The organism is Bordetella genomosp. 13, assembly GCF_007679965.1.
Taxonomy (GTDB): Bacteria; Pseudomonadota; Gammaproteobacteria; order Burkholderiales; family Burkholderiaceae_B; genus Bordetella.
Window position 1 is genome coordinate 133,203 of record NZ_VEHL01000013.1, and the last position, 22,682, is coordinate 155,884.

Below are 22,682 nucleotides of genomic sequence, written 5' to 3' on the forward strand. Positions count from 1 at the left end.
CGTGGAAAAGAAAAAGGGGGTACGCGACGCGCTCGCGGCGGAACGCCGCGGCAGGCGCGCCCGCGCGGGGTGCGCCACCGCAAGCGGCGCGCCCGGTTGCCTACAGGGACTCTAGCAGATGGAAACGGCAAGCCGCGGCATTGCGCGGGCCGCGATGCAAACCCTTACAGGCGGCGGAAGTGGTTGTCCCATGCGAGCCCCGCGTCGGTGGGCCGCACCGGGCTGGAAGCGATGCCGGGACCGGCGTGGACCATCGCGCCCAGGCCGCTGCTGGCCAGGAAATGGCCCTGCGCGCGCGGCGCCACGCCGCAGCCGTCGGGCAGCTTCGTCACGCCCAGGTAGCGGCCGCTGGCCGCGTCCCAGTACATCACCTGCCCGCCCACCGGGCTGGAGGTGGCCATGACGTGGCCGCTGGCATCGGCGGCCACGGTGCCGATGTAGTGGCGCATGTCGCGCAGCACCTCGGCGGGGCCAGGGAACAGTTCGGGCGCATGGCCGCGCCGATGGCGGCCCACCAGCGCGGGCCGCTCGTTGTCGGGACCCACGTGCTGGCAGCCGAACCACACCGCGCCGTCGCCGGCCAGGCCCAGGTGGCGCAGGGACAGCTGGTGCAGCGAGGCGTCCAGCTCGGCCTTCTCCAGCAGGCGGCCGTCGGCCGCGTCCAGGTAAGCCAGCGAGGGCCGCATGGAATCCAGGTTCAGCTCGAGCTTGCCGTAGTCGGGATGCGTGAGGATGCCGCCGTTGGCGACGCACAGGGTCTTGCCGTCGGGCAGCAGCACGACCTCGTGCGAGCCCACGCCGCCCACGTCGAACTCGCCCAGGCGACGATAGCCGCCCCCCGGCGAGGCGTCGTAGACGCCCAGCACCGCACGGCCGTTCTCGTAGTCGTTCTCCGTGGCCAGCATGCGCCTGCCGTCGGGCAGGAACACGCCGTGGCCATAGAAATGGCGACCCTCGGCGGCCGCCAGGGGCTGCGGCGGCCGGCGGCCCGCCACGTCGAACGCCACGGCGAAGAAGCCCGGCTGGCGGCCGAACACCACCGCGCGGCCGCGCGCGGCGTCCAGCGCGAAACTGTGGCCGCGGTCCGGCATGGGCACCCGCAGCAGGTCCGCCCCGCGCGCGTCCAGCACCACGGCCTCGTGGCGGCCCGCGCGCCGCCGCGCGGTCACGTAGCAGGGCTCGCCGTCGGCGCGTTCCTCCGCCTGCGCGGCGGCGGCCAGGACAGCCGGCGCGCCGGGCAGGCCCAGCGCGGCGCTCCAGGCCAGGAACCGGCGGCGGTCGATGCGCACCGTCAATCCCCGTCCAGGGCGTTGAAGCCGATGGACACGCCGTAGGCCGCCGCGAAATCCTGGTCGACGATGTCCTTGGCGTTCTTCAGCACCAGCGTGGCCAGCGTGAAGGGCTGGCGCGCGGCCGCGTCGCCCGCGGCCTGCTCGATGGGTTGCGACACCTCGGACAGCGCCTGGCGCACGCGGCCCAGTTCGTCGCGCACCGCGTGGCCGGTCCAGCGCGCATCGGGCGGCAGGGCCTCGGTCAGGTGGCCGGTCCAGGCGCCCAGGCCGTCCAGGCCGGCCATCATCGACGGCACGGTCAGGCCGCTGCGCCAGAAGGCCGCGCGGCGCGGCTTGGCGTCGGCGGGCGTGTTGCCCAGCACCGGCAGCAGCTTGACGTCACGCGCGAACTGCAGGCCGGTGGACAGGGCCTTGACCGCCTCGGCGGCCACTTCCTGGCCGTTGCGGTACAGGTCGTTGGCGGCCGCGGGCGAGGCGAACTGGCGGCCGAAATCGCCCTGCGGGCTCCAGGCCTGCACCAGCTCGGCGGCCACGGCGCCGGTATTGGCGGCGATGGCCCGCGCATAGCGGCATTCGTAGGCGAAGCCCGGCGCGTCGCGCGACTGCAGCACGCCGCCGTCGCGATACAGCACGAACTCCAGCGCGGGCAGGCCCTGCACGGCCACGCTGCGCGAGGCCAGCGCGCCCGGCGCCAGCAGCGCCTCGTCCTGTTTGGCCAGGGTCTCCTGCACCTGGCGCAGCACCACGCCGCGCGGGTCGGGCCAGAAGGCCAGGCGTTCGTAGCGGTTGCCCTGCACCAGCGGACCGAAGCGCAGGAACTCCACGCCGGTCCAGGCCTGCACGGTGTCGCCGAAGGCGGCCGAGACGCGCCGGGCGGTCTCGGCATCGCCGCCGGCGCACCAGTCCTTCAGGCGGGCCTGCAGGCCCTGCGTGGCAGCCTCGAAAGCGGCGAAGGCCGGCCGCGCATAGCCTTCGGCCAGGCGCTGGCCCAGGCTTTCGGCCGTGGGCTCGGCGGCCTGCGCGCCGGGTGCCGCGCAGGCGCAGCCCAGGGCGGCGGCGGCCAGCATCTTGCGTAACGGGAGAGACATGGCATCGATTCCTTTTGCATGGCCGGACACGGCGCGGCGCGGACCGGCCGGCGCATGCGCGCCGCGTCGTTCCGCGCCAGGCCATGCCGCTCGCGGGCCCATCATGGCCGCGGGCCTTTCAGCGGGCCGTTCATTCACAGCGACTCCAGGAAGCGCACCAGGTCGGCGCGCTCCTGCGGCGTCATTTCCACCACGCGGTCGCGCGCCGGCTGCGCTTCCCCGCCGTGCCACAGGATGGCCTCCAGCAGCGTGCGCGCACGGCCGTCGTGCAGCCAGGTGGCATTGGGGTTGACCGTCTTGGTCAGGCCGATGCCCCACAGCGGCGGCGTGCGCCAGTCGCGGCCCGTGGCCTGCGCCTCGGTCACGTCGTCGGCCAGGCCGTCGCCCATGTCGTGCAGCAGCATGTCGGTGTACGGCCAGATCAGCTGGAAGCGATGCTCGGGCCGCGCCGCGTCGCGCCGCGTCACGTACTTGGGCACGTGGCAGGCCACGCAGTTGGCCTCGTAGAAGAGCTTCTTGCCCGCCAGCACGCGCGCGTCGTCCACGTCGCGGCGCTGCGGCACGGCCAGGTTGGTGGAGTAGTCGGCGACCAGATCCATCAGCGGCGCGGGCACCTCGTGCTCGCCCAGGTGCGGCTGCGCGCCGTGCGGCAGCTTGAAGCACTCCTTCTGCGGCGCGGTGCACTCCCCGTAATGGCTGGGGAACATCGGCGTGGACAGGCCCATGTCATTGGAGAACGCCACGGCGGACTGCTGCTCGACGGTGGGCTGGCTGGCCTTCCAGTTGAAGCGGCCCAGCACGGGCTTGCCGGTGCGCGCGTCGATCACCCAGTTGGGCTTGCCGCGCACGCCGTCGCCCTTGTCCGCCGCGGCATTGGCCAAGATGTCGGCCTCGTGCACGGCCTCCAGCAGCCCCAGGCCGATCATCGGCGGCGCCAGGCGCGGCGACATCTGCACGTCGGCGCGCATGGGGCCGTATCCCAGGTTGTCGATGCGGTAGGCGGGCTTCATCAGCGTGGCGGTCTCGCCGCCATTGAGCTCGACCTGCACCGGCGTGTAATCGATTTCCAGGCTGCCTTCCGCGGGCAGCCCGGCCACCGCGAAGTTCTGCAGCTGCGATCCGTACACGGGGTCCGGCAGGAAATGGATCTCGCCCGTATGGATGCGGCGCAGGTCGGCCGGGTCCAGCGCCGGCACGGCCAGCCGCATCAACAAGGCGACGGCGTCGCTGCGCTCCAGCGGATCGAAGCCCGGCACGGTGCCGCGCCCGTCCTTCACGTGGCAGGCCTGACAGGACCGCGCGTTGAACAACGGCCCCAGGCCGTCGGAGGCCTGGGTGGAAGACGGCGACGACACCCAATCCTTGCGGAACAGGCTGTTGCCCATCTGGAAGCGCTGCCGGCCCTCGAAATCCAGGGTGGCCGACGGCAACGAGAAGATGTCCGCGTTGATGAGCGGACGCACTGTCGCCGCGCCGGCCTGCATCAGCTCGAACGGCTCGGCCTTGGTGAAGTCGTCTGTGGCCTGCGTGACCTGGCGCACGCGCGCCAGGTCCTTGGGATTCAAATCGGTGCGTTGGCGCTTGGCCGCCGCCGCGCCCGCCTCGGCGATGCCCTGGGGCGCCGGCGAGGCGCCGCCGGGGGCGTTGGGCCCCTTGATGACCCCGTCCTGCTGCGCTTGCTGCTGCGGCGCCCCGGCGGGTTCGGCTGCCGCCGCCTGAGCGGCGGCGGCAAGCGCCGCCAGCGCCGCCGCGACCATCACTTGCTTCATTTGAATACGGCGGCCGGGTTGTCCAGGCTGTCGGAACCCTCGAGTTTGACCTCGCCCACGTCCAGCAGCGCGATCACGCGTTCGAAGCTGCGGGTCTGCGCGACCAGCGCATCGATGGCCTTCTGCACCACCGCGTTGCCCTCGGCATTGCCGCTGGCGATCATCTGGTCGTAGGTCTCCACCGTCTCGGCGCGCGTCTTCATGGCCTGCATGGCCTTGACCGTGTCCTCCAGGCGGGCGCGCACTTCGGCGTCCAGCTTGGCATCGCGGCCCTTGACCAGGTCGGACAGGCTGGCGCCCTGCACCGTCTTGCCGTCCACGCGGGCATAGGCGCCGGTGTAGACGTTGCGGATGCCGATCTGGTTGTAGAAGTGCGAGTTGTGCGTGTTGTCCGAGAAGCAATCGTGTTCTTCCTCGGGATCGCCCAGGATCAGGCCCAGCTTCATGCGTTCGCCGGCCAGCTCGCCGTACGACAGGCTGCCCATGCCGGTCAGCATGGCCTTCAGCCCGGCCTTGGGATCGCTTTCCACGGCCTTGCGGGCGGCGCCGTCGGCCTTCCAGTTGCCGACCATGGTTTCCAGGTCGGTGACCAGCAGGTCGCCGACGGCCTTCAGGAACTGGACGCGGCGCTCGCAATTGCCGCCGGTGCAGTGCTTCGTGTCGAAGTCGGTGTGCGGACGGTTGCCCGAGTGGCGTTCCTGCGGCGTGCCCTTGCGGTCGGCCGGCGCCGGGCCGGTGCCGTTCAGGTCCTGGCCCCACAGCATGAATTCGATGGCGTGGTAGCCGGTGGCGACGTTGGCCTCGTTGCCGTCGGCTTCGTGCAGCACGTCGCTCAGCAGCTCGGGCGTGATCCGCGAGGCGTCGATCGTCTTGCCGCCCACCGAGATCTTCGAATTGGCGATCAGGTTGACCACGTAGTAGGCATTGGCATCGTTCTCGGTGCCGTACGAGGCATCGACGTAGTCCAGCATGCCTTCGTCCAGCGGCCATGCGTTGACGCTGCCTTCCCAGTCGTCGACGATCGGATTGCCGAAGCGGAACGCCTCGGTCTGCTGGTACGGCACCCGCGCCGCCAGCCACGCGTCGCGCGCGGCCTTCAGCGTCTGCTCGCTGGGCTTGGCCACCAGGCCGTCGATGGCCTGGCGCAGGGTGCGCGCCGTGGCCAGCGAATCCTCATAGCCCGCCAGCGCGATGTCCGAATAGGTGCGCGCGATGGCCTTGGGCTCGACCGCGGCCTGCGCGCCGGCGGCGCCCAGCGTAGCGGCCAGGGCGGCGCCGCACAGCAGGCCTCGTAGCGACTGATGCATCGACAATCTCCGTTGTAAGCACGCCCGCCCCGCGACGGACGGCGTGTTGTGAACTCACGAGAGACGGCAGTGTAAACGAGATTCGTTCTTTGTTCAGAATACTGTCAGTTGCTATAGGGGTTTGCGGCAAGGGACGCGCTGGTTGCACGCGGCTGCGCCGTCCTGCGTGGCCGGCCGGTCCTGAGTGGCCGCCACCGTCAGGACCGCAGCGCCTTCATCGCCCGCGGCTGGCTGCCGGCATACAGCCAGCCTCGCAGCAGGCGTGTGATCACCGGCATGCACACGAAGGAAAGCACGGGCGTCATGCAGGCGGTGGTGACCAGCACGCGCCAGAACAGGGGCAGCGCGCTCAGCACGGGATTGAAGATCGTGGAGAACAGCAGCAGCATCGGAAAATAGGCCATCCAGATGCTGATCGCCTGCTTCCAGCGCGGCGGCGCCGACACCTTCGGACCGAACCAGCTGTCCATGCCGCTGACGCGGGTCTCGTGCGTGGCGCGCACCAGCGAGGCGCCACGCTCCAGCCACATGCGGCGCGGCAGCGAGCCCTCCCAGCGCGCCAGGCTGGACGCGTCGGTGAAGCGCAGCACGATCTGGTATTGGTCGCCGCCCTCGGGCGGCTGCAGCACCCCCGATCCCAGGAAGCCCGGAAACCCTGCGGCGAGGATCTCGCCCTGGCGCATCCAGGCCAGGAAATCGCTGTAGCGGTCCGCGGAGATGTGGCGGGTCACCAGCATCGTCACGGGAACGGGCGCGGGTATGGCGGGACGGGCGGCGGACATGATGGACTCCTATGCAGCGGTCGGCCTGGACACGCCTGCTGGCGCGTCCGTACTTACCCTTAAGCAATAGGCATGCCAACCTTGCAATGCAGCAACCCCCCAGCACCGCCTGAGAACCTTGCGGCTTGCTTGCGGCCCCCGGATTATTCCGCACTGCACAAATCCCCGTTTCAGGGATAACCCCAACCCAATGCACCGCGACGGTGCATGCTCGAGGGGGCGTAGGGGCCGCGGCCCGATGCCGCCGTTGAACGCGCAGGACACGTTCTCTACACTGGGCCGACCTTACCCACAGGAGCATGCGCCCATGAGCACCACCAAAATCGCCGTCCTGGTCGGCAGTCTGCGTTCCGCTTCCATCAACCTGCGCCTGGCCCGGGCTTTGGAAAAACTGGCGCCCACGGATTTCAGCTTCGAGTTCGCGGACCTGAACGTGCCGCTGTTCAACCAGGACCTGGAAAACGACTTGCCGCCGGCGGTGGCCAGGCTGAAGCTGCTCGTCACGCAATCGCAGGGCGTGCTGTTCGTCACGCCCGAGCACAACCGCTCGATCCCGGCGGCACTGAAGAACGCCATCGACTGGGGCACTCGCCCGTGGGGGCAGAACGTGTGGATGGGCAAGGCCGGCGGCATCGTCGGCGCCTCGCCCAGCGCCGCCGGTTCGGCCATGGCGCAGCAGCACCTGCGCAACGTGCTGGCCGCCGAAGGCGTCAACGTGCTGACTACGCCGGAAGTCTTCCTCCAGATGAAGGAGGGGCTGATCGACGACCAGTTCCAGATCACCAATGAGGACACGCGCAAGTTCCTGCAGGGCTGGATGGACCGTTACGTCGCCTGGGTACGCAAGACGGCGTGAGGACTACACGCGGCGGGGTCCAGGGTTCCCCTGTTTATCCCCGCCGCATGTGGAAAACCTTGTGCCCATCACCGGGAAACCGAACATTTCCCTTTACAGATCAATGATGTAAGTTCCGTGATCAAAAAAGGGTCAAGGACAGTAAAGAGTTTTCCACCGCGCTTGTGGACAAGGCTGAGGACAGGCTGCGGGCAGGTCGAAAAAGCCCTTACGCCTCAGACAGTTACAAAGAGCGGGCAGAAAGCGCCCAGTGCGGCCATTTGATACGGCCGACGTGCCACCCGGCCTTGGGTGACGCTCCACCCCGCTCACTTATCCACGCGCAATGTGGACAAGCCTCTGCACAGCTATCTGACAAGCCATGAATAGCCAGTGGAAACAATGGCTTGGACGCGCTGGTTAATTTCTTTCCGAAAGACGTCCGGACGCCGGTTCGGCAGGATTCGGCACGCTTGTCCACCATCGGACCCTCCGCCTAGCTGCCCGGCCGGCATGCAAACCCGGCTTATCCACCGGCAATGTGGACAAGTCTCTGCACAGTTATCTGACAATCCCGAAAAACCGTGCGCTGACAGGCACTTGGACGCGCTGCGCAAAATCTTTCCGCATTGTGCCCGCCCGGCCCGCACGCACGGACGCCGCGGTTATTCCTCCAGGCGCATGCCCACCTTGAGGCCCACCTGCCAGTGCGCCACCTTGCCGTTCTCGATATGGCCGCGCACTTGGGTCACCTCGAACCAGTCCAGATTGCGCAGCGTTTGCGACGCGCGCTGGATGGCTTGGGCGATGGCATCGTCCGTGGAATTCGTGGACGAGCCGACCAGTTCGATCTGTTTGTAGACGTGATTGGACATGGGCATGGCCTCCTTGCGGCTCCAGCGCGCACCCCGCGGAAACAGTCCGCGGAGATGGCTGGGATGCCTCTCCCCAGCACGTATCGTGCCGAGGCACCACACCCGCAATGGCGTCGCACGGCAGCAACGTCATAACCCGCTGCCGATGCAGCGGCCGCCCGTTTCGCCTATAGGGAGCGAGATGCCTGGCCGTCCCTAAAAGCAACGAATTTTCAATTCTTGACTATGTGAAAGAATTTTGTTTACTAGCGCCTGAAACATATGTCAAATAGCATCCATTAATTCGAAATGTAAGACCATCGCCGTCAGAGTGCCCATGCCGCGTCCATCCGAATTCCAGCGTTCCGCCGTTCTCCCCTTCCCCCTGCGCGCCGGCGTCGCCGCGATGGTCCTGGCGCTGGCCGGTCCGGTCGCGGCGCAGAGCGTGCCGCAACTGCCGTCGGGCGCCGAGCCGGGGCGGCAGCTGCCGCAGCCGGTCATGCCGCAAAGCACCACCGGGGCGCCGCGGGTCACCGTGCAACAGGGCAACGCGACGGAAGCGCCCGCGGGCGCCGAGAAACTGGAATTCACGCTGACGGACATGCGCGTGGAAGGCGTCACGCGGTACCCCGCCGACGCCGTGCGTCCGCTGTACCAGGGCATGGTGGGCAAGACCATCACCGTGGCCGACGCGTTCAAGGTCGCCAACGACATCGAACTGCGCTACCGCAACGACGGCTACGTCACCACGCGCGTCATCGTGCCGGAGCAGACCATCGAGGATGGCGTCTTCCGCATCGTGGTGGTCGAGGGCTACATCTCCGAGGTGCGATACGACGGCGACATCGGTCCGGCACAGGCCGCGGTCGAGAAGCTCGTGGCACGGCTGCGCGGCGTGCGGCCCATCAGCGTGGCGGAGGTCGAGCGGCAGCTGCTGCTGGCCAACGACCAGGCGGGCCTGACGGTGCGCGCTTCGCTGGAAGCCTCGCCCAAGGACGTCGGCGGCTCGGTGCTGGTGGTGCACAGCGAACGCAAGGCCATCGACGCGACGATCGGCTTCGACAACCGCGGCTCGCCCTACCTGGGCTGGGGCCAGGCGGTCACGCAGCTCAGCCTGAACGCGTTCGGCCCCAATGCCGACCGCTTCACCGTGACGGGACGCCTGGGCACACCGGCCTATCGCAGCAAGGCCGTCGCGGCCAGCTACGACATGCTGGCCACCAGCAGCGGCCTGGCCCTGGGCGCCTCGGCCAGCTACGCCAAGAGCAGGCCCGGCCGCGAGCTGGCCGACCTGAACGTCGCCAGCGACGTCGAATCCTATGCGGCCACCGCCTCGTATCCGCTGATCCGCTCGCGCCTGCAGAACCTGCGCGCCGTCGGACAGTTCGAAGTGCGCAACGTCACCACCGACATCACCGACACGCCGTTCACGCGCGACAAGCTGCGCGTGGTGCGCCTGGGCCTGAGCTACGACCGCACCGACAGCTGGAACGGCATCACCGCGGTGCGCGGCACCTTCCACCAGGGCCTCGACGGCCTGGGCGCGTCCAAGGAAGGCTCGGACCTGGCCTCGCGCGAGAAAGGCCGTCCGGACTTCTTCAAGTTCACCGCCGAACTGACCCGCCTGCAGCAGCTGACGGACCGCGCAAGCCTGGTGGCCACGTTCGCCGGCCAGTACAGCGCCAGCCCGCTGCTGGCCAGCGAAGAGTTCGCCCTGGGCGGACCGAGCTTCGCGCGCGGCTACGACGACGGCGAGATCTCGGCCGACAGCGGCCTGTCCGGCTCGCTGGAACTGCGCTACGCGGTGTCCTCGGAGAACTTCCTGCCCAGCGGCGCCCACGTCTATACCTTCGTCGACGGCGGCCGCCTGTGGTCGCGCAGCGAAAGCCCCGAGCTGGCCCGCAGGAAGCTGTCGTCCTACGGCGCCGGCATGCGCGCCAACCTGACCAAGAATTTCTACGCCACGCTGGAAGTCGCCAAGCCCATGAGCTCGGACGTGCAGACGCAAGGCGACAAGAACCCCCGCATTTTCTTCAGCATTTCGGCCCAGTACTGAGCAGCGAGACGACCCGATCATGAAGCCCACCGCCCGCACCGCCAAGCGTTCCGCCGCCAAGCACGCCCGCCGCCTGCACCTGAAGAAAGAGACCGCCCTGCCCGCGCTCAGCACGCTGGCCATGGTGATCGGCTCGCTGGCCTCGGCCGGCGCGCATGCCAATCCCACCGGCGGCAACGTCGTCGCGGGCTCCGCGACGATCAATGATCGCGGCAACGGCACGCTGGACATCAACCAGTCGACCGGCAAGGCCATCATCAACTGGAAGAACTTCAGCATCGGCGCCAACGAGACGGTCAACTTCCGTCAGCCGGGCAGCAAGAGCGTCACGCTGAACCGCGTGGTGGGCAACGACCCGTCGGCGATCTTCGGCAAGCTCAATGCCAACGGCACCGTGATGCTGGTCAACCCCAACGGGGTCGTGTTCGGCAAGGGCGCGCGCATCGACGTGGGCGGCCTGGTGGCCACCACCGCGAACATCAACGACAAGGATTTCCTGGCCGGCAACTACAAGTTCGACCAGGCCTCGAAGAACAAGAACGCCGCCATCGTCAACGAAGGCACGATCAGCATCAAGGACAGCGGCCTGGCCGCGCTGGTGGCCCCGTCCGTCAGCAACTCGGGCGTGATCCAGGCCAAGCTGGGCAAGGTCGCCCTGGCCGGCGCCAAGACCTTCACCGTGGACTTCCAGGGTGACGGCATGCTGAGCTTCGATGCCAGCGCGGTGGTCGACGAGCTGCCGCGCGATGCCCGCGGCAACCCGGTCTCGGCCCTGGTGACCAACCGCGGCGAGATCCGCGCCGACGGCGGCACCGTGCTGATGACGGCGCGCGCCGTCAAGAACGTGGTCGACAACGTCATCAACACCGATGGCATCGTCCGCGCGCAATCGGTCGGCAGCAAGAACGGCAAGATCGTGCTGTCCGGCGGCGACGCGGGCGCGGTCAAGGTGGCGGGCACGGTCGATGCCAGCGGCACGCAGGCCGGCCAGACCGGCGGCAAGGTCGTGGTGACGGGTGAGCACGTCGCGCTGGCCGGCACGGCCGTGGTCGACGTGTCCGGCGCGGCCGGCGGCGGCGAGATCGCGCTGGGCAGCCTGGGCGTGAAACCGGACGACGGCTCGGCCGCGTTCAGCGGCAAGTCCGCCACCGTGTCGGTGGCCAAGGGCGCCAAGCTGAAGGCCGACGCCCTGGACAAGGGTAACGGCGGCAGCGTCACGATGTGGTCCAACGAGGCCACCGCGTTCGCCGGCACTCTGTCGGCGCGCGGCGGCGCCAACGGCGGCGACGGCGGCTTCGCCGAAGTCTCCAGCAAGAAGAACATCGGCCTGACGGGCAAGGCGGACCTGCGCGCGCCCAAAGGCAAGACGGGCCTGCTGCTGATCGACCCGACCGACCTGAAGATCGTCGACGGCACGGGCGACCAGGATGGCGCAGCGGGCGACGGCACGATCAATCACGGCGACGCCAACACGGCCGACAACACGGTCTCGCGCCAGCTGCTGGAAAGCCTGGCCGGCAACGCCAACATCAAGCTGGAAGCTACCGGCCTGATCACGATCGCGGACATGAGCGCGATCAACCTGCAGACCACCTCGGGCAACACCTTCACGCTACGCTCGACGCAATCGGGCGGCATCAAGTTCGAGAACAGCGCCACCGAGATCAGCACGCAGGGCGGCAACATCACGCTCGAATCGCTGGGCGTGGGCGCCAAGCTGGACAACATCGGCAAGCTGAACAGCCGCGGCGGCAACGTCACGCTGAACGCCAACGGCGACATCAACCTGGCCGGCGCGATCGATGCCGGATACGGCTCGGCCACCATCACCAGCACCTCGGGTTCGATCCGCAACACCGGCGGCGCGGGCCAGTCCGTCGCGGGCGGCAACGTGGCGCTGAACGCCACGGCCGGCAACGTCGGCGCGCCTGGCCAGGCCATCAACACCAGCGCGCAGGCTTTGTCGATCGCTTCGGGCGGCAACATCCACGTTGCCAACAGCAACCCGCTGTCGTCGTTGACGCTGTGGCATCAGCACGCCATCACGGGGCAGACCAACAGCTTCGACATCCAGTCGCCCCTGCTGGCCTTCGCCATGACGGACGGCGCGCGCTATCAGCTGAGCGATGTCGACCAGCCGTCGGGTCTGGCCTTCACGTTCACCGGGGACCGCGGCATCGACGTCGGCCGGATCAACCTGCAGGCCGGCCGTGTGTCGCTGACGTCGACACAGGGCAGCATCCTGAACGCCGCCAACGGCGCCGGCATCAAGGCCTTCCAGCTCAAGCTGCGCGCGGACAACGGCGCGATCGGCGCCTCGACCGACGCGCTGGCGGTCAGCGGCTATCTGAGCGTCGATGCGGCCGCCGGCGCGGGCGGCATCCACGTCCGCAGCGCCGACCTCCTGCAACTGGTGTCGGCCAATACCTCGGGCGACCTGACGGCCGTGGCCAGGGATTCGCTGTACGTCGGGGCGTTGACGGTGGGCGGCAATGCGTCGCTGGAAGTGACCAACGGCAGCATCTCGGACGACGGCAACGCCGCGACCACCATCGCGGCCAACCGCCTGACGCTGCGCGGGCAGAACGTCACCGGGCTGACGACCAGCGCCGCTGTCGTGAACGCCACCGCGACCGCATACGCCCTGTCGCTGAATACCACGGGCAACGCCACCTACATCGAGCAGGCCAGCGCCAACGCGTCGCTGGTCATCAACGCCGGCGGCGCCCTGACCCTGGGCAACGTCACCTCCGCCGGCGGCGCGATCTCGCTCAGCGGCAAGAGCATCGATCTGGGCGACGGCGCCGCCGTCGCCGCGGGCACCGGCACGGTGGCGCTGACCGCGCGCGACGGCAACATCACCGGCACGACCACCTCGCTGATCTCGGGCGACACCGTCACGCTGCTGGCGCCTTCGGCCTCGGGCACCTACACCGTCGGCACGCAAGCCACCGCCCTGCGCGTGCGCGCGAACAAGGTCAACGCCGAAGCCGGCGCCATCTACCTGTACGGCACCGCGGGCTCGATGCGCCTGAACGCCGTCAAGGCCTACAGCGGCGTCAACGTCAGTTCGGAAAGCGCCATCCAGGTGAACCAGGTCGATGCCGGCTTCGGCGACCTGACCCTGCAGTCGCGCAATGGCAGCATCCTGACCTACCTGGCCAGCAACCTGCTGTCCGGCCGCCGCGTCAGCCTGAGCTCGGCCTACGACATCGGCGGCAGCTCGTCGCGCATCCGCACGCGCACCAGCGATCTCTCGCTGACCAACCGCGGCAACGTCTACGTCGACAACATCGAGAAGTCGCTGGACAGCCTGGCCATCTACAACTCGCACCGCGACGCCAGCCAGGTCAACACGCTGTCGATCACCTCGCCCTATCTCGACTTCGACGTCCGCGACTCGCTGGGCGGCTACGAGCTGGTCAAGGTGTACAGCACGCCGCTGACCTCGTTCACCTTCGAGGGCGACCGCGGCCTGGTCCTGGGCAACATCAAGGGCGGCGGCTGGGTCACCCTGGCGACGAACCAGGGCAACATCCTGGATGACGGCGACAACGAGACGCGCGTCACGGCCGGCAACGTCACGCTGGCGGCCTACAACGGCAGCATCGGCACCAGCACGCGAGAAGTCGAGACCAACGCCTCGTCGCTGAACTTCATCACGCGGGGCAATCTGTATGCCACCAGCGTCGCCGACCTCGGCTCGCTGAGCATCGAGGCGCGCCATGCGTCGGCCGACCAGGTCAACGAACTGCGCCTGCGCGCGCCCAGCCTGCTGTTCGACGTGCTGGACAGCACCGACGGCTACACGCTGCGCGACGTGCGCGACAGCAGCTCGCTGAACTTCAACTTCACCAGCGACCGCGACATCACGGTCGGCACCGTCGATGCCAGCGTCAGCGGCTCCATCTCGATCACGGCGGAAGACGGCGCGATCAAGGACGACGGATCGAGGACGACCTGGCTGCTGGCCAACTCGGTGGGCCTGTACGCCAACCGCGCGGTCGGCGCGTCCAACACCGGCTACATCGACGTCCTGACCACCAACCTGAGCGGCCGCGCGGACGACGGCGGCTTCTACGTGCGCCTGCCCAGCCCGGCCGGCGTCAGCAACTACACCGGCACCATCAACCTGAGCAGCATCTACGCCCAGGGCACCGTCGCCGTCACCGCGGCGCAGGGCGACCTGGCGCTGACCGGCACGGTGCAAAGCTATGGCGCAGGCGTCACGCTCGCCGCGCTGACGGGCGGCATCGCCAACGGCAACGGCTACGGCATCATCCGCGCCAACGACACCGTGCGCCTGAACGCATACAAGGCCATCGGCGCCGCCGACCTGACCACCCCGGGCGGCGGCGACAGCAACCGCCGCGCCATCCTGCTGGACGGCACGGCGGCGCTGAACGTCACCGCCGCCAACCTCAGCGGCGGCGGCAGCATCTACCTGTCGAACCTGGGCAGTGGCGACACCATGCTGCAGAGCATCATCACGGCAGGCGACTTCGTCTACAAGCAGGCCGGCGGCGACACCATCATCGTCGGCGTGCAGGCCAACGCGTCCGCCCGCCTGGCCAACCAAACCGGCTCCTTCCTGGACGACGGCGTCGCCAACACCCGCATCGTGGCGGGCAGCGTCGTGCTAGCCTCGGGCAACGCCATCGGGTCGGCGGGCTCGGCCCTGGGCGTGTCCACCGCGAACCTGGCCGTGACCGCGCCGGGCAGCATCGTGGTCAACAACGGGCGCGCCTTCGCCAACCTGGACATCACCCGCACCGGCGTGGGCCAGGGCGCGCTGGCCATCACCGCGCCCAACCAGACGTTTACGCTGAGCGACGACGGCAACGCCTACCACCTGACCGACGTCCGCAGCGCCAGCGCGCTGGCCTTCGGCTTCACCGCCGGCTACAAGAACGTGCTGGTGGGCAACATCGACGTGGGAACGGCCGGCTCGGTGCGGCTGGCCGCGACCAACGGCAACGTCGCCAACGAGGACCTGGAGAACGTCGGCAAGATCCGCGCCGGCAAGGTCGCGCTGTCGGCGGGCCTGGGGTATTCCATCGGCGCCGCCGTCGAAGGCGGCGCCCTGCAGGTTTCCGGCACCACCGACCTGGACGTGACGTCGGGCCGCAACATCCACGTGGCCAGCGACACGGCGCTTGCCCGTCTGGCCATCACCAGCAACGCGAACTACTACACGACGTCCACGATCGCCATCACGGCGCCGGACCAGACCTACGACATCACCGACGCCGGCTGGACCCATAGGCTGAACCAGGTCGGCGGGGCCGGACTGCTGGACTTCAGCTTCACCAACAGCAAGAACATCGAAGCCAACAGCGTCGCCGCGCAGGACGCGATCACCCTGAAGACCGCGGGCGGCGACTACTACTCGTCCATCCTCAGCTCGGCCGGCGGCACCGGCCGGATCGCCGCCAGATCGGTCACGCTGTCGGCCATCGGCCCGGACGGCAACCCCACGTATGGCGGCAACCTGGGCAACAGCAGCAACGGCTGGCTGCGCCTGTCCGCTGAAAACCTGAAGCTGACCGCCAACGACGACATCGTCCTCAACAACAACGTCACGCTCAAGAGCCTCGACCTCGACCTGACCCGCCGCACCAGCGGCGGTACGCTGGTCAACAACTTCTACGGCTTCACCCTGGCGGCCGGCCAGGTCCTGCAACTGCAGCAGAACGGATCCGGCACGCAGATCCAGGGCTCGCTGGGGGCCGCCAACCTGGCGCTGAGCGTCAACTCCAGCATCCAGGTCAGCAACAACCTGCAGCTGGCCCAGACCGGCTCGTCGGTCACGCTGGTCGCCCGCGATACGGGCATCGACGGCCTGTACTCCACCATCAGCGGCAACGGCGTGATCTTCGCCGAGAACCTCACGCTGTCCGCCCTCGGCAAGTACGGCGCCATCGGCCCCAGCGGGTCGGTTCTCACCTCCGCCCGCAACCTGACGCTGGCCTCGGCAGGCGACATCCGTGTGGCCAACAACGCCGTCGTCGACCTCGCGTCGCTGAACATCGATGCGCGGCACAGCGATAGCGGCCAGGTCAACACCTACAACATCGGCAGCAACAACGTCGCGTTCAACGCCACCGACTCGACGGACTGGTCGCGCGGCGTGACCTTGAACAACGTCACCAGCGCCGGCGACATCGCGTTCACGTTCGCCACCGATCGCGCGCTGACCGTCGGCCACGTCGAGACCGGCGGCAATGGCTCGGTCACGCTGAAATCCGACGGCACGATCTACGGCACCAGCACGGGCGCCGCGGGCAGCGGCCGCGGCTCCGACCCGCATGGTCCGGACATCATCACCGGCGCCCTGACGCTGGAAGCCAGCTCGGTGCAGGGCAAGTACGGCGAAATCCCCGCCACGCCGCTGTTCACCAGCGTGCAGTCGCTGTCGTCCAGCATCAAGAACGGCCTGAGCATCAGCAACGACAAGACCCTGGCACTGGTGAACAACAGCGTGGGCTCCTCGGCCAGCGTGGAAGTCACCGACGGCTCGATCATTCAGTCGGGCACCGGCCGCTTCGTCTCGCCGGTTCTGTCGCTGTCGGCGCAGCAGTCCGTCGGCTTCGCCGGCGGGGCCATCCTGACCGACACGCGCCGCCTGACCACGCGCACCGGCGAAAGCCTGGCCGTTTCCAATGCGAGCAATCTGTTCAGCCTGGACATCGGCATGCAGCACGCCACGGCGGGCAACAAGTCGCTGAGCGTCACTGCCGAAGGCCTGACGCTCAACCTGATCGACAACTCCAACGGCGCGGCGATGATCGTCAACGTCGGGGACACCACCGGCCTGGATTTCACGCTCAGCAGCGACAACACGCTGCGCATGAACAACATCGACGTCGGCGCGGGACATGCGCTGTCCCTGACCGGCGCGAAGATCGACAACTATCAGTTCGTTCCGGCCGTCATCCGCGGCGACAAGATCACGCTGGCCGCCTCGGGCGCGATCGGCAGCTCCGGCTCGGCCATCCACACAGCCACGCGCGACCTGAACATCATCGCCGGCAACAACGCGTTCGTCACCAACGACCGCGACCTGCTGTCGCTGTCCCTGACCGCCAACGCCGCGCCCGGCACGCCGGTGTCCTACGGCATCATCTCGCCGCAACTGGCCTTCGGCGCCACGGACGACGGCACCACCACCCAGCTGAACACCGTCACCGACCAGACGGGCCTGAACTTCACGTTCCGCACGGGCCACGCCCTGCAGGTCGGCAACATCGACGTGCTGACCAGCGGCACGGTCAACCTGGAATCCAGCCGCGGCATCTCCGTGCTGGATCCGCTGGGCTCCGACCGAATCACCGCGGGCCAGGTCTACCTGACCGCCAGCGGCAACTCGGACATCGGCTCCGCGGGCAACGGCCTGCGCATCAGCGCGCCGGTGCTGTCCATCCACAACACCGGCGATGTGTACGTCGGTTCGGACACGCACCTGGATACGCTGACGCTGTACGCGAACGGCTCGGACGCGCGCAGCTACGGCATCAACGCCCCGACCCGCGATCACCAGGGCAGTCTGACGTTCGACGTCGACGACGACGGCTCCACGATGCACCTGATCGACGTGGGCGACGCAGACGGCATGACGCTGAACGTGACCAGCTCGCGCGGCATCAAGGTGGGCGCCATCGACGTCGGCAACGACGACGTCTCGCTGTACGCACAGAACAGCGCGCTGGTCGACGACGGCGACGCCGGCACCCGCATCCTGGCGGCCAACCTGCGCCTGTCCGGCGACACCAGCATCGGCACCCTCGGCCAGGGCATAGACAGCAAGGTCGACAGCCTGACCGCGAACTCGCGCGACGGCGGCGTCAACATCACGCTGAACGGCACGACCTCGCTGCAGGGCCTGACCGGCCGCGGCGACAGCTCGCTGGTCAACTACCTGGGCGACATCGCCCTGGGCTCCATCAACCTGAACGGCCACTCGCTGGACATCGACAACCGCGGCGGCTCGATCCTCAGCGGCATCATCCGCGACACCATCAACGTCACGCTGAAGGCGGCGGGCTCCATCGGCAACGACAGCGCCATCCAGACCTATGCCTACGGCGGCGGCACCACCACGGTGACGCTGACGGCCCAGGCCGCCAACGGCGCGGACGGCAGCATCGCGCTGCAGGAGCAGTACGGCCTGAACGCGACCAGCGTCACGGCCGACGGCGACGTCACGCTGCAGGCCGACCGCGGCAACAGCCAGGCCACTCTGACGGTGGGCACGGTGACCGCGGGCGGCGCGGTCGTCCTGTCGTCCGGACAAGGCGACATCCTCGCCGCCAGCCCGGCCAACCAGGTCAAGGGCCAGAGCGTCACGCTGCAGGCAGGCTACGACTCGTTCCGTACCATCGGCACCAACGCCACGCGCCTGAACGTCGACACGGCCTCGCTGACCGTGCGCACGCCGGGCAGCTTCTATCTCAACTCGGTCTCCGACCTGAGCGACCTGGTCATCGACCGCACCAGCTCGCCCGCCGGCAACGCCAGCGGCGGCACGCTCAGCATCACCGGCAGCAACCTGGTGGTGAACGGCACGGATGACCACGGCAACGTCACGCTGTACACCGTGACGGACTCCACCGGCCTGAACTTCTCGCTGGTGGCCAACGGCCGCATCGCGGTGGACAACATCGACGTCACCCACGCGGGCAGCGTGTCGCTGAGCGCCGGCCAGGCCTCGGGCACGGCCGACGGCGAAGGCGGCATCCGCTCGGCGGGCTCCAATTCGATGATCACCGCGGGCAAGCTCGTGCTGGACGCGGGCGAATCGGCCACCCACCACATCGGCGACGCGGTGCGCAGCCTGTTCACCGACGTCGACAGCATCGTCGCGACCGCGGGCGGCGGCATGTGGCTGCACCAGAATGGCACGATCGACCTGGACGACGTCCAGGTCGGCGGCGACCTGTGGGTGAAGACCACCACCGGCGACATCCTGGTGGGCCAGTTGCAGTACGGCAACAACGGCAGCCTGACGCTGACGGCCGACGCCGGCAGCATCAAGGGCAACGCCAATGCCGGCGTGATCGGCGGCGACGGCAGCGGCTACGTCAGGCTGACCGCCTCCGACGGGATCGGCGCCAAGGATGCCGCGCTGCAGATCGCGGGCGGCAGCAAGACGGTCGTCGCGACGGTGACCGGCGACGGCTCGCTGTACCTCGCCAACCAGGGCAACATGTCGGGCAGCCTGGCGACCTCGGTGAACAATGGCGCCACCGTGGTCACCTCGACCGGCAACCTGACGCTGAACGGCATGCAGTCGCTGACCGACGCGGCGGGCAACGACATCACGGTCAGCGCGGACGGCTACATCATCACCGGCGACGTCACCGCGGGCGCGGAGCACGGCCGCATCTCCATGACCGCCGGCGGCGGCAACATCTACGCCAACGGGCTGGACGCCACCATCAACGGCTATGCCGTCACGCTGGCCGCCCTGGGCGACATCGGCCACACAGCGTCGCGCATCACGGTGGGCGGAGAACACGTCGACGCCCGCAGCCAGACCGGCTCGCTGTACCTGAAATCGCACACGGGCGACACGGTCTTCGCGTACCTGTCGGGCCGCGCCGTCGACGTCATCGCGCAGGGCAACCTGCAGGTCGCCAACGCCATCGCCACCAATGGCGACATCAGGATCGTGGGCAACGCCAGCACGGCGAACAAGCATCTGACGGTGGGCAACCTGAATGCCGGCGCCGGCACGATCGACCTGCAGTACAACCAGGCCGGCGGCACCATTGCCGACGACGGCAACGCCGACACGCGTCTGGTCGCCAGCACGGTCAGCCTGATCGCCGGCGCGGGCATCGGCGGCAGCCAGGCCGGCGGCCGCGATACGGTCCAGACCACGGCATCGACACTGCAGGCGCGCGTCAACGGCGCGGGCGCGATCCATATCGACGACAATCGCACCGCGGGAGTCTGGCTCTCCACCATCAGCACGGCGAACGGCGCCATCGGCATCACCGCCGCCGGTCCCGTCACCGCGTACGACGTGCGCGTCGACACCGCCGCGTCGGGCAACGACATCTCCATCGCCACCACCAACGGCGGCATCTCGGTCGGACAGATCGACGCGGGCAGCCTGGGCGACGTCACGCTGCAGGCGACGGGCGACATCACCGCGAACGCGCCCACGGGCACGCTGATCACGGCCGATACGCTGAACCTGACCGGCAACAACTTCGGCACGGTGACCGACCTGGCCACCGGGGACGGCGTGGCGCTGCGCACCAACGTGGCCGCGCTGGGCACGCTGCAGTCGGCCGTCAACGGCATCGTCTCGCTGGACAACATCGGCACGACGGCCCTGGTGCTGAACGCCATCGACCAGGGCACGGGCTCGTTCTACCTGCGCACCGCGGGCGACCTGGACGCCCGCGCGGGCACCGTCGGCGTCAACCTGCTGCTGAAGTCGGGCGGCACGCTGAAGATCGCCGACAGCGGCATCCAGACCACCGGCACCGTCACGCTGGCGGGCGCGACCGACGTCGTCTCCTCCACGCGCACGATCAAGGTCAAGGCGGATACGCTGAACCTGACCACGGGCTCGACGGGCGGCGACACGGTCCTGACCAGCGAGGTCGGCACGCTGAATGCCACGCAGACCGGCATGAGCACGAAGTGGCTCCAGGTCACCAACACCGGCGACCTGGACGCGACCGCGTCCTGGAACGGCACCATCAGGATCACCGCGCACGGCGACCTGACCGCCACGAGCGTGGCGGGCGCCGGGGACGTCCAGCTGCAGGCCGACGGCGGGGTCGACGCGCAGTCGGTCTCCACCACCGGCGTGTCCCGCACGATCATGATCACGGCGGACGACGGCGACATCGACATCGGCACCGTCGACGCCGGCGCCACCGGCGCGGTCAACCTGAGCGCGGTCCAGGGCAACCTGGTCGATCCCACGCACGGCGGCGGCATCACGGCCGCCAGCCTGCAGATGACCAGCCTGGGCGCCATCGGCAGCGCGGCCGATTACTTCACCACCGGCGCGACGCAGGTCAGCGCCAACGTGCTGGGCACGGGCGGCATCTACCTGGAGGGCACCGGCGCGCTGACGCTGAGCCGCGCCACCACCGCCAACGGCGACGTCTACGTCGTCGCGGCCGACGACCTGACGACCACTGGCCTGCTGACGGCCGGCAAGACGCGCGACGCCGACGATCCGCTGGCCGGCCAGGGCGGCCACATCTCGCTGACCTCCACGGCGGGCGACGTCTCGGTCGGCCAGGACATCGGCAAGTTCGACGCCACCAGCGTGACGCTGACCGGCGACGGGATCACCGTGGGCTCGGTGGACACGTCGGGCAGCCAGGTCTACGCGGGCGACCTCACCCTCAACGGAAACCTGATTGCCGGCAGCATCGACATCCAGGGCGACCTGGCGATGACCGGCAGCTCGCATACGCTGTCCACCGAGGCGGCCAACGGCGACATCGAGATCGATGGCACGGTCACGGGCACGCTGGCCTATACGCAACTGCGCGCGGGCGCCGGCGACGTGACATTGAACGGCGCTGTCGACGGCCTGTTCGGCCTGGCGATCAGCGGCGGCCAGATCAGCGTGGGCGACGTCGAAACCTTGTACGGCCAGCAATACGCCGGCACGCTCACCACGCTGAACGGCCAGTACACCACCACGCAGAACGGCGACTTCACGGTGTGGGGCAACGTCGGCCTGGGCGGCAACGTGTCCATTTCCACGGGCCTGGGCAACATCGATTTTGAGAACGCCATCAGCGGCAACCACGCGCTGACCGTCGACACCGGCGCCGACACTCTGTTCAAGGGCGCGGTCGATGTCGGCTCCCTGGACAGCATCGGCACGGGCACCGTCACGCTGATCAGCGGCGTCACCACCGCGACCACGCAGCGCTACGTCGGCCGCCTCATCCTGAACAACCCCACCAACCTGACCGGCAGCTACGTCTCGGTGCTGGGCGGCGCGGACAGCTTCGAATGGGGCAATAATGCGCTGACCATCACGGGCGACGCCACGCTGGGCGGCGCCTTCGGCGGCACCTACAAGCTGGGCGGCCTGACGGTCACCGGCGCGACCGTGCTGCAGAACGCCACCATCGCCACCACCGGCGACCAGAGCTACCAGGCCGTCACGCTGACGGGCAACCAGACGCTGACCACCGAGACTGGCGACGTCACCTTCGGCGGCAAGCTGGGCGGCAACTACAACCTGACCGTCACGTCCACGCTCGGCGGCGACGTCACGTTCGGCCAGATCGGCAGCGCGGACATCCTGCCGGCCTTCGTGGTCTTCGGCGCCCCGGCGCCCAGCACCGGCCGCATCGGCGACCTGACGGTCAACACGGCGGGCAAGACCACGTTCGGCGGCACGGCGTATGCACAGTCCATTTCGACGGACACGGCCGGCACGCTGGCAATCAACGGCGGCCTGATCCAGACCACCCTCTCGCAGTCGTACGGCGAACGCGCCGTGCTTGGCGCCGACACGACACTGACGGGCGACTCCGTCACGCTGTCGCAAGGCGCGGATGCCGCGGCCGCCGGCGGCCAGTCGCTGACGGTCAACGGCTATGCGTTCGTCAACGGCGCGCTGGGCGCCAATGCCGCGCTGGCCGCGCTGAGCCTGAACGACGAGGCACGCCTGGATGCCGGCATCATCAAGACCACCGGCGGCCAGTA

General features: G+C 68.8%; 9 protein-coding genes. 3 read left to right on the plus strand and 6 right to left on the minus strand.

Annotated elements, in window-relative coordinates:
- Positions 1–164 precede the first annotated feature (164 nt).
- From FS845_RS25450 to FS845_RS25470, 5 genes are all read right to left on the minus strand, one after another.
- The gene (locus FS845_RS25450; protein WP_144641118.1) at positions 165–1,289 is read right to left on the minus strand and encodes a DUF1513 domain-containing protein; all 1,125 of its coding nucleotides are present in this window, start codon (positions 1,287–1,289) and stop codon (positions 165–167) included.
- A 2-nt stretch (positions 1,290–1,291) separates the two neighbouring features.
- The gene (locus FS845_RS25455) at positions 1,292–2,380 is read right to left on the minus strand and encodes an imelysin family protein (RefSeq protein WP_144641122.1); all 1,089 of its coding nucleotides are present in this window, start codon (positions 2,378–2,380) and stop codon (positions 1,292–1,294) included.
- 134 nt (positions 2,381–2,514) lie between these two features.
- Positions 2,515–3,864, minus strand: coding sequence for a di-heme oxidoredictase family protein (locus FS845_RS25460; protein ID WP_409929340.1), 1,350 nt, complete (start codon positions 3,862–3,864; stop codon positions 2,515–2,517).
- 281 nt (positions 3,865–4,145) lie between these two features.
- On the minus strand, positions 4,146–5,456 hold the full coding sequence (locus FS845_RS25465; RefSeq protein WP_144641125.1) for an imelysin family protein: 1,311 nt from the start codon (positions 5,454–5,456) through the stop codon (positions 4,146–4,148).
- Between the two features lie 197 nt (positions 5,457–5,653).
- Complete coding sequence (locus tag FS845_RS25470) at positions 5,654–6,238, minus strand: antibiotic biosynthesis monooxygenase (RefSeq protein ID WP_186332425.1); 585 nt, start codon at positions 6,236–6,238, stop codon at positions 5,654–5,656.
- A 307-nt stretch (positions 6,239–6,545) separates the two neighbouring features.
- Between FS845_RS25470 and FS845_RS25475 the strand changes: the two genes are divergently transcribed.
- Complete coding sequence (locus FS845_RS25475) at positions 6,546–7,094, plus strand: NADPH-dependent FMN reductase (RefSeq protein ID WP_144641128.1); 549 nt, start codon at positions 6,546–6,548, stop codon at positions 7,092–7,094.
- A 644-nt stretch (positions 7,095–7,738) separates the two neighbouring features.
- Here the strand turns inward: FS845_RS25475 and FS845_RS25480 are convergent.
- Positions 7,739–7,948 carry a dodecin gene (locus tag FS845_RS25480; RefSeq protein ID WP_144641132.1) on the minus strand — a complete coding sequence of 70 codons (210 nt, stop codon included), beginning with the start codon at positions 7,946–7,948 and terminating at the stop codon, positions 7,739–7,741.
- 316 nt (positions 7,949–8,264) lie between these two features.
- On the opposite strand from FS845_RS25480, the gene FS845_RS25485 reads away from it, so the two are divergent.
- Together FS845_RS25485 and FS845_RS25490 are read left to right on the plus strand one after the other, a co-directional pair.
- Positions 8,265–9,983 (plus strand): ShlB/FhaC/HecB family hemolysin secretion/activation protein, encoded by a 1,719-nt coding sequence (locus FS845_RS25485; RefSeq protein ID WP_260986446.1) that lies wholly within the window; start codon positions 8,265–8,267, stop codon positions 9,981–9,983.
- Positions 9,984–10,002: 19 nt separating this feature from the next.
- Positions 10,003–22,682: filamentous hemagglutinin N-terminal domain-containing protein (locus tag FS845_RS25490; RefSeq protein ID WP_144641135.1), on the plus strand; the 12,680-nt coding region annotated here is incomplete at its 3' end.

Excerpts from the sequence above, each read along its gene's own strand:
- FS845_RS25475 (WP_144641128.1), top strand. The coding sequence starts at position 6,546 with ATGAGCACCACCAAAATCGCCGTCCTGGTCGGCAGTCTGCGTTCCGCT.
- FS845_RS25460 (WP_409929340.1), bottom strand. The coding sequence starts at position 3,864 with ATGCAGGCCGGCGCGGCGACAGTGCGTCCGCTCATCAACGCGGACATC.
- FS845_RS25455 (WP_144641122.1), bottom strand. The coding sequence starts at position 2,380 with ATGTCTCTCCCGTTACGCAAGATGCTGGCCGCCGCCGCCCTGGGCTGC.
- FS845_RS25470 (WP_186332425.1), bottom strand. The coding sequence starts at position 6,238 with ATGTCCGCCGCCCGTCCCGCCATACCCGCGCCCGTTCCCGTGACGATG.
- FS845_RS25465 (WP_144641125.1), bottom strand. The coding sequence starts at position 5,456 with ATGCATCAGTCGCTACGAGGCCTGCTGTGCGGCGCCGCCCTGGCCGCT.
- FS845_RS25480 (WP_144641132.1), bottom strand. The coding sequence starts at position 7,948 with ATGTCCAATCACGTCTACAAACAGATCGAACTGGTCGGCTCGTCCACG.
- FS845_RS25485 (WP_260986446.1), top strand. The coding sequence starts at position 8,265 with ATGCCGCGTCCATCCGAATTCCAGCGTTCCGCCGTTCTCCCCTTCCCC.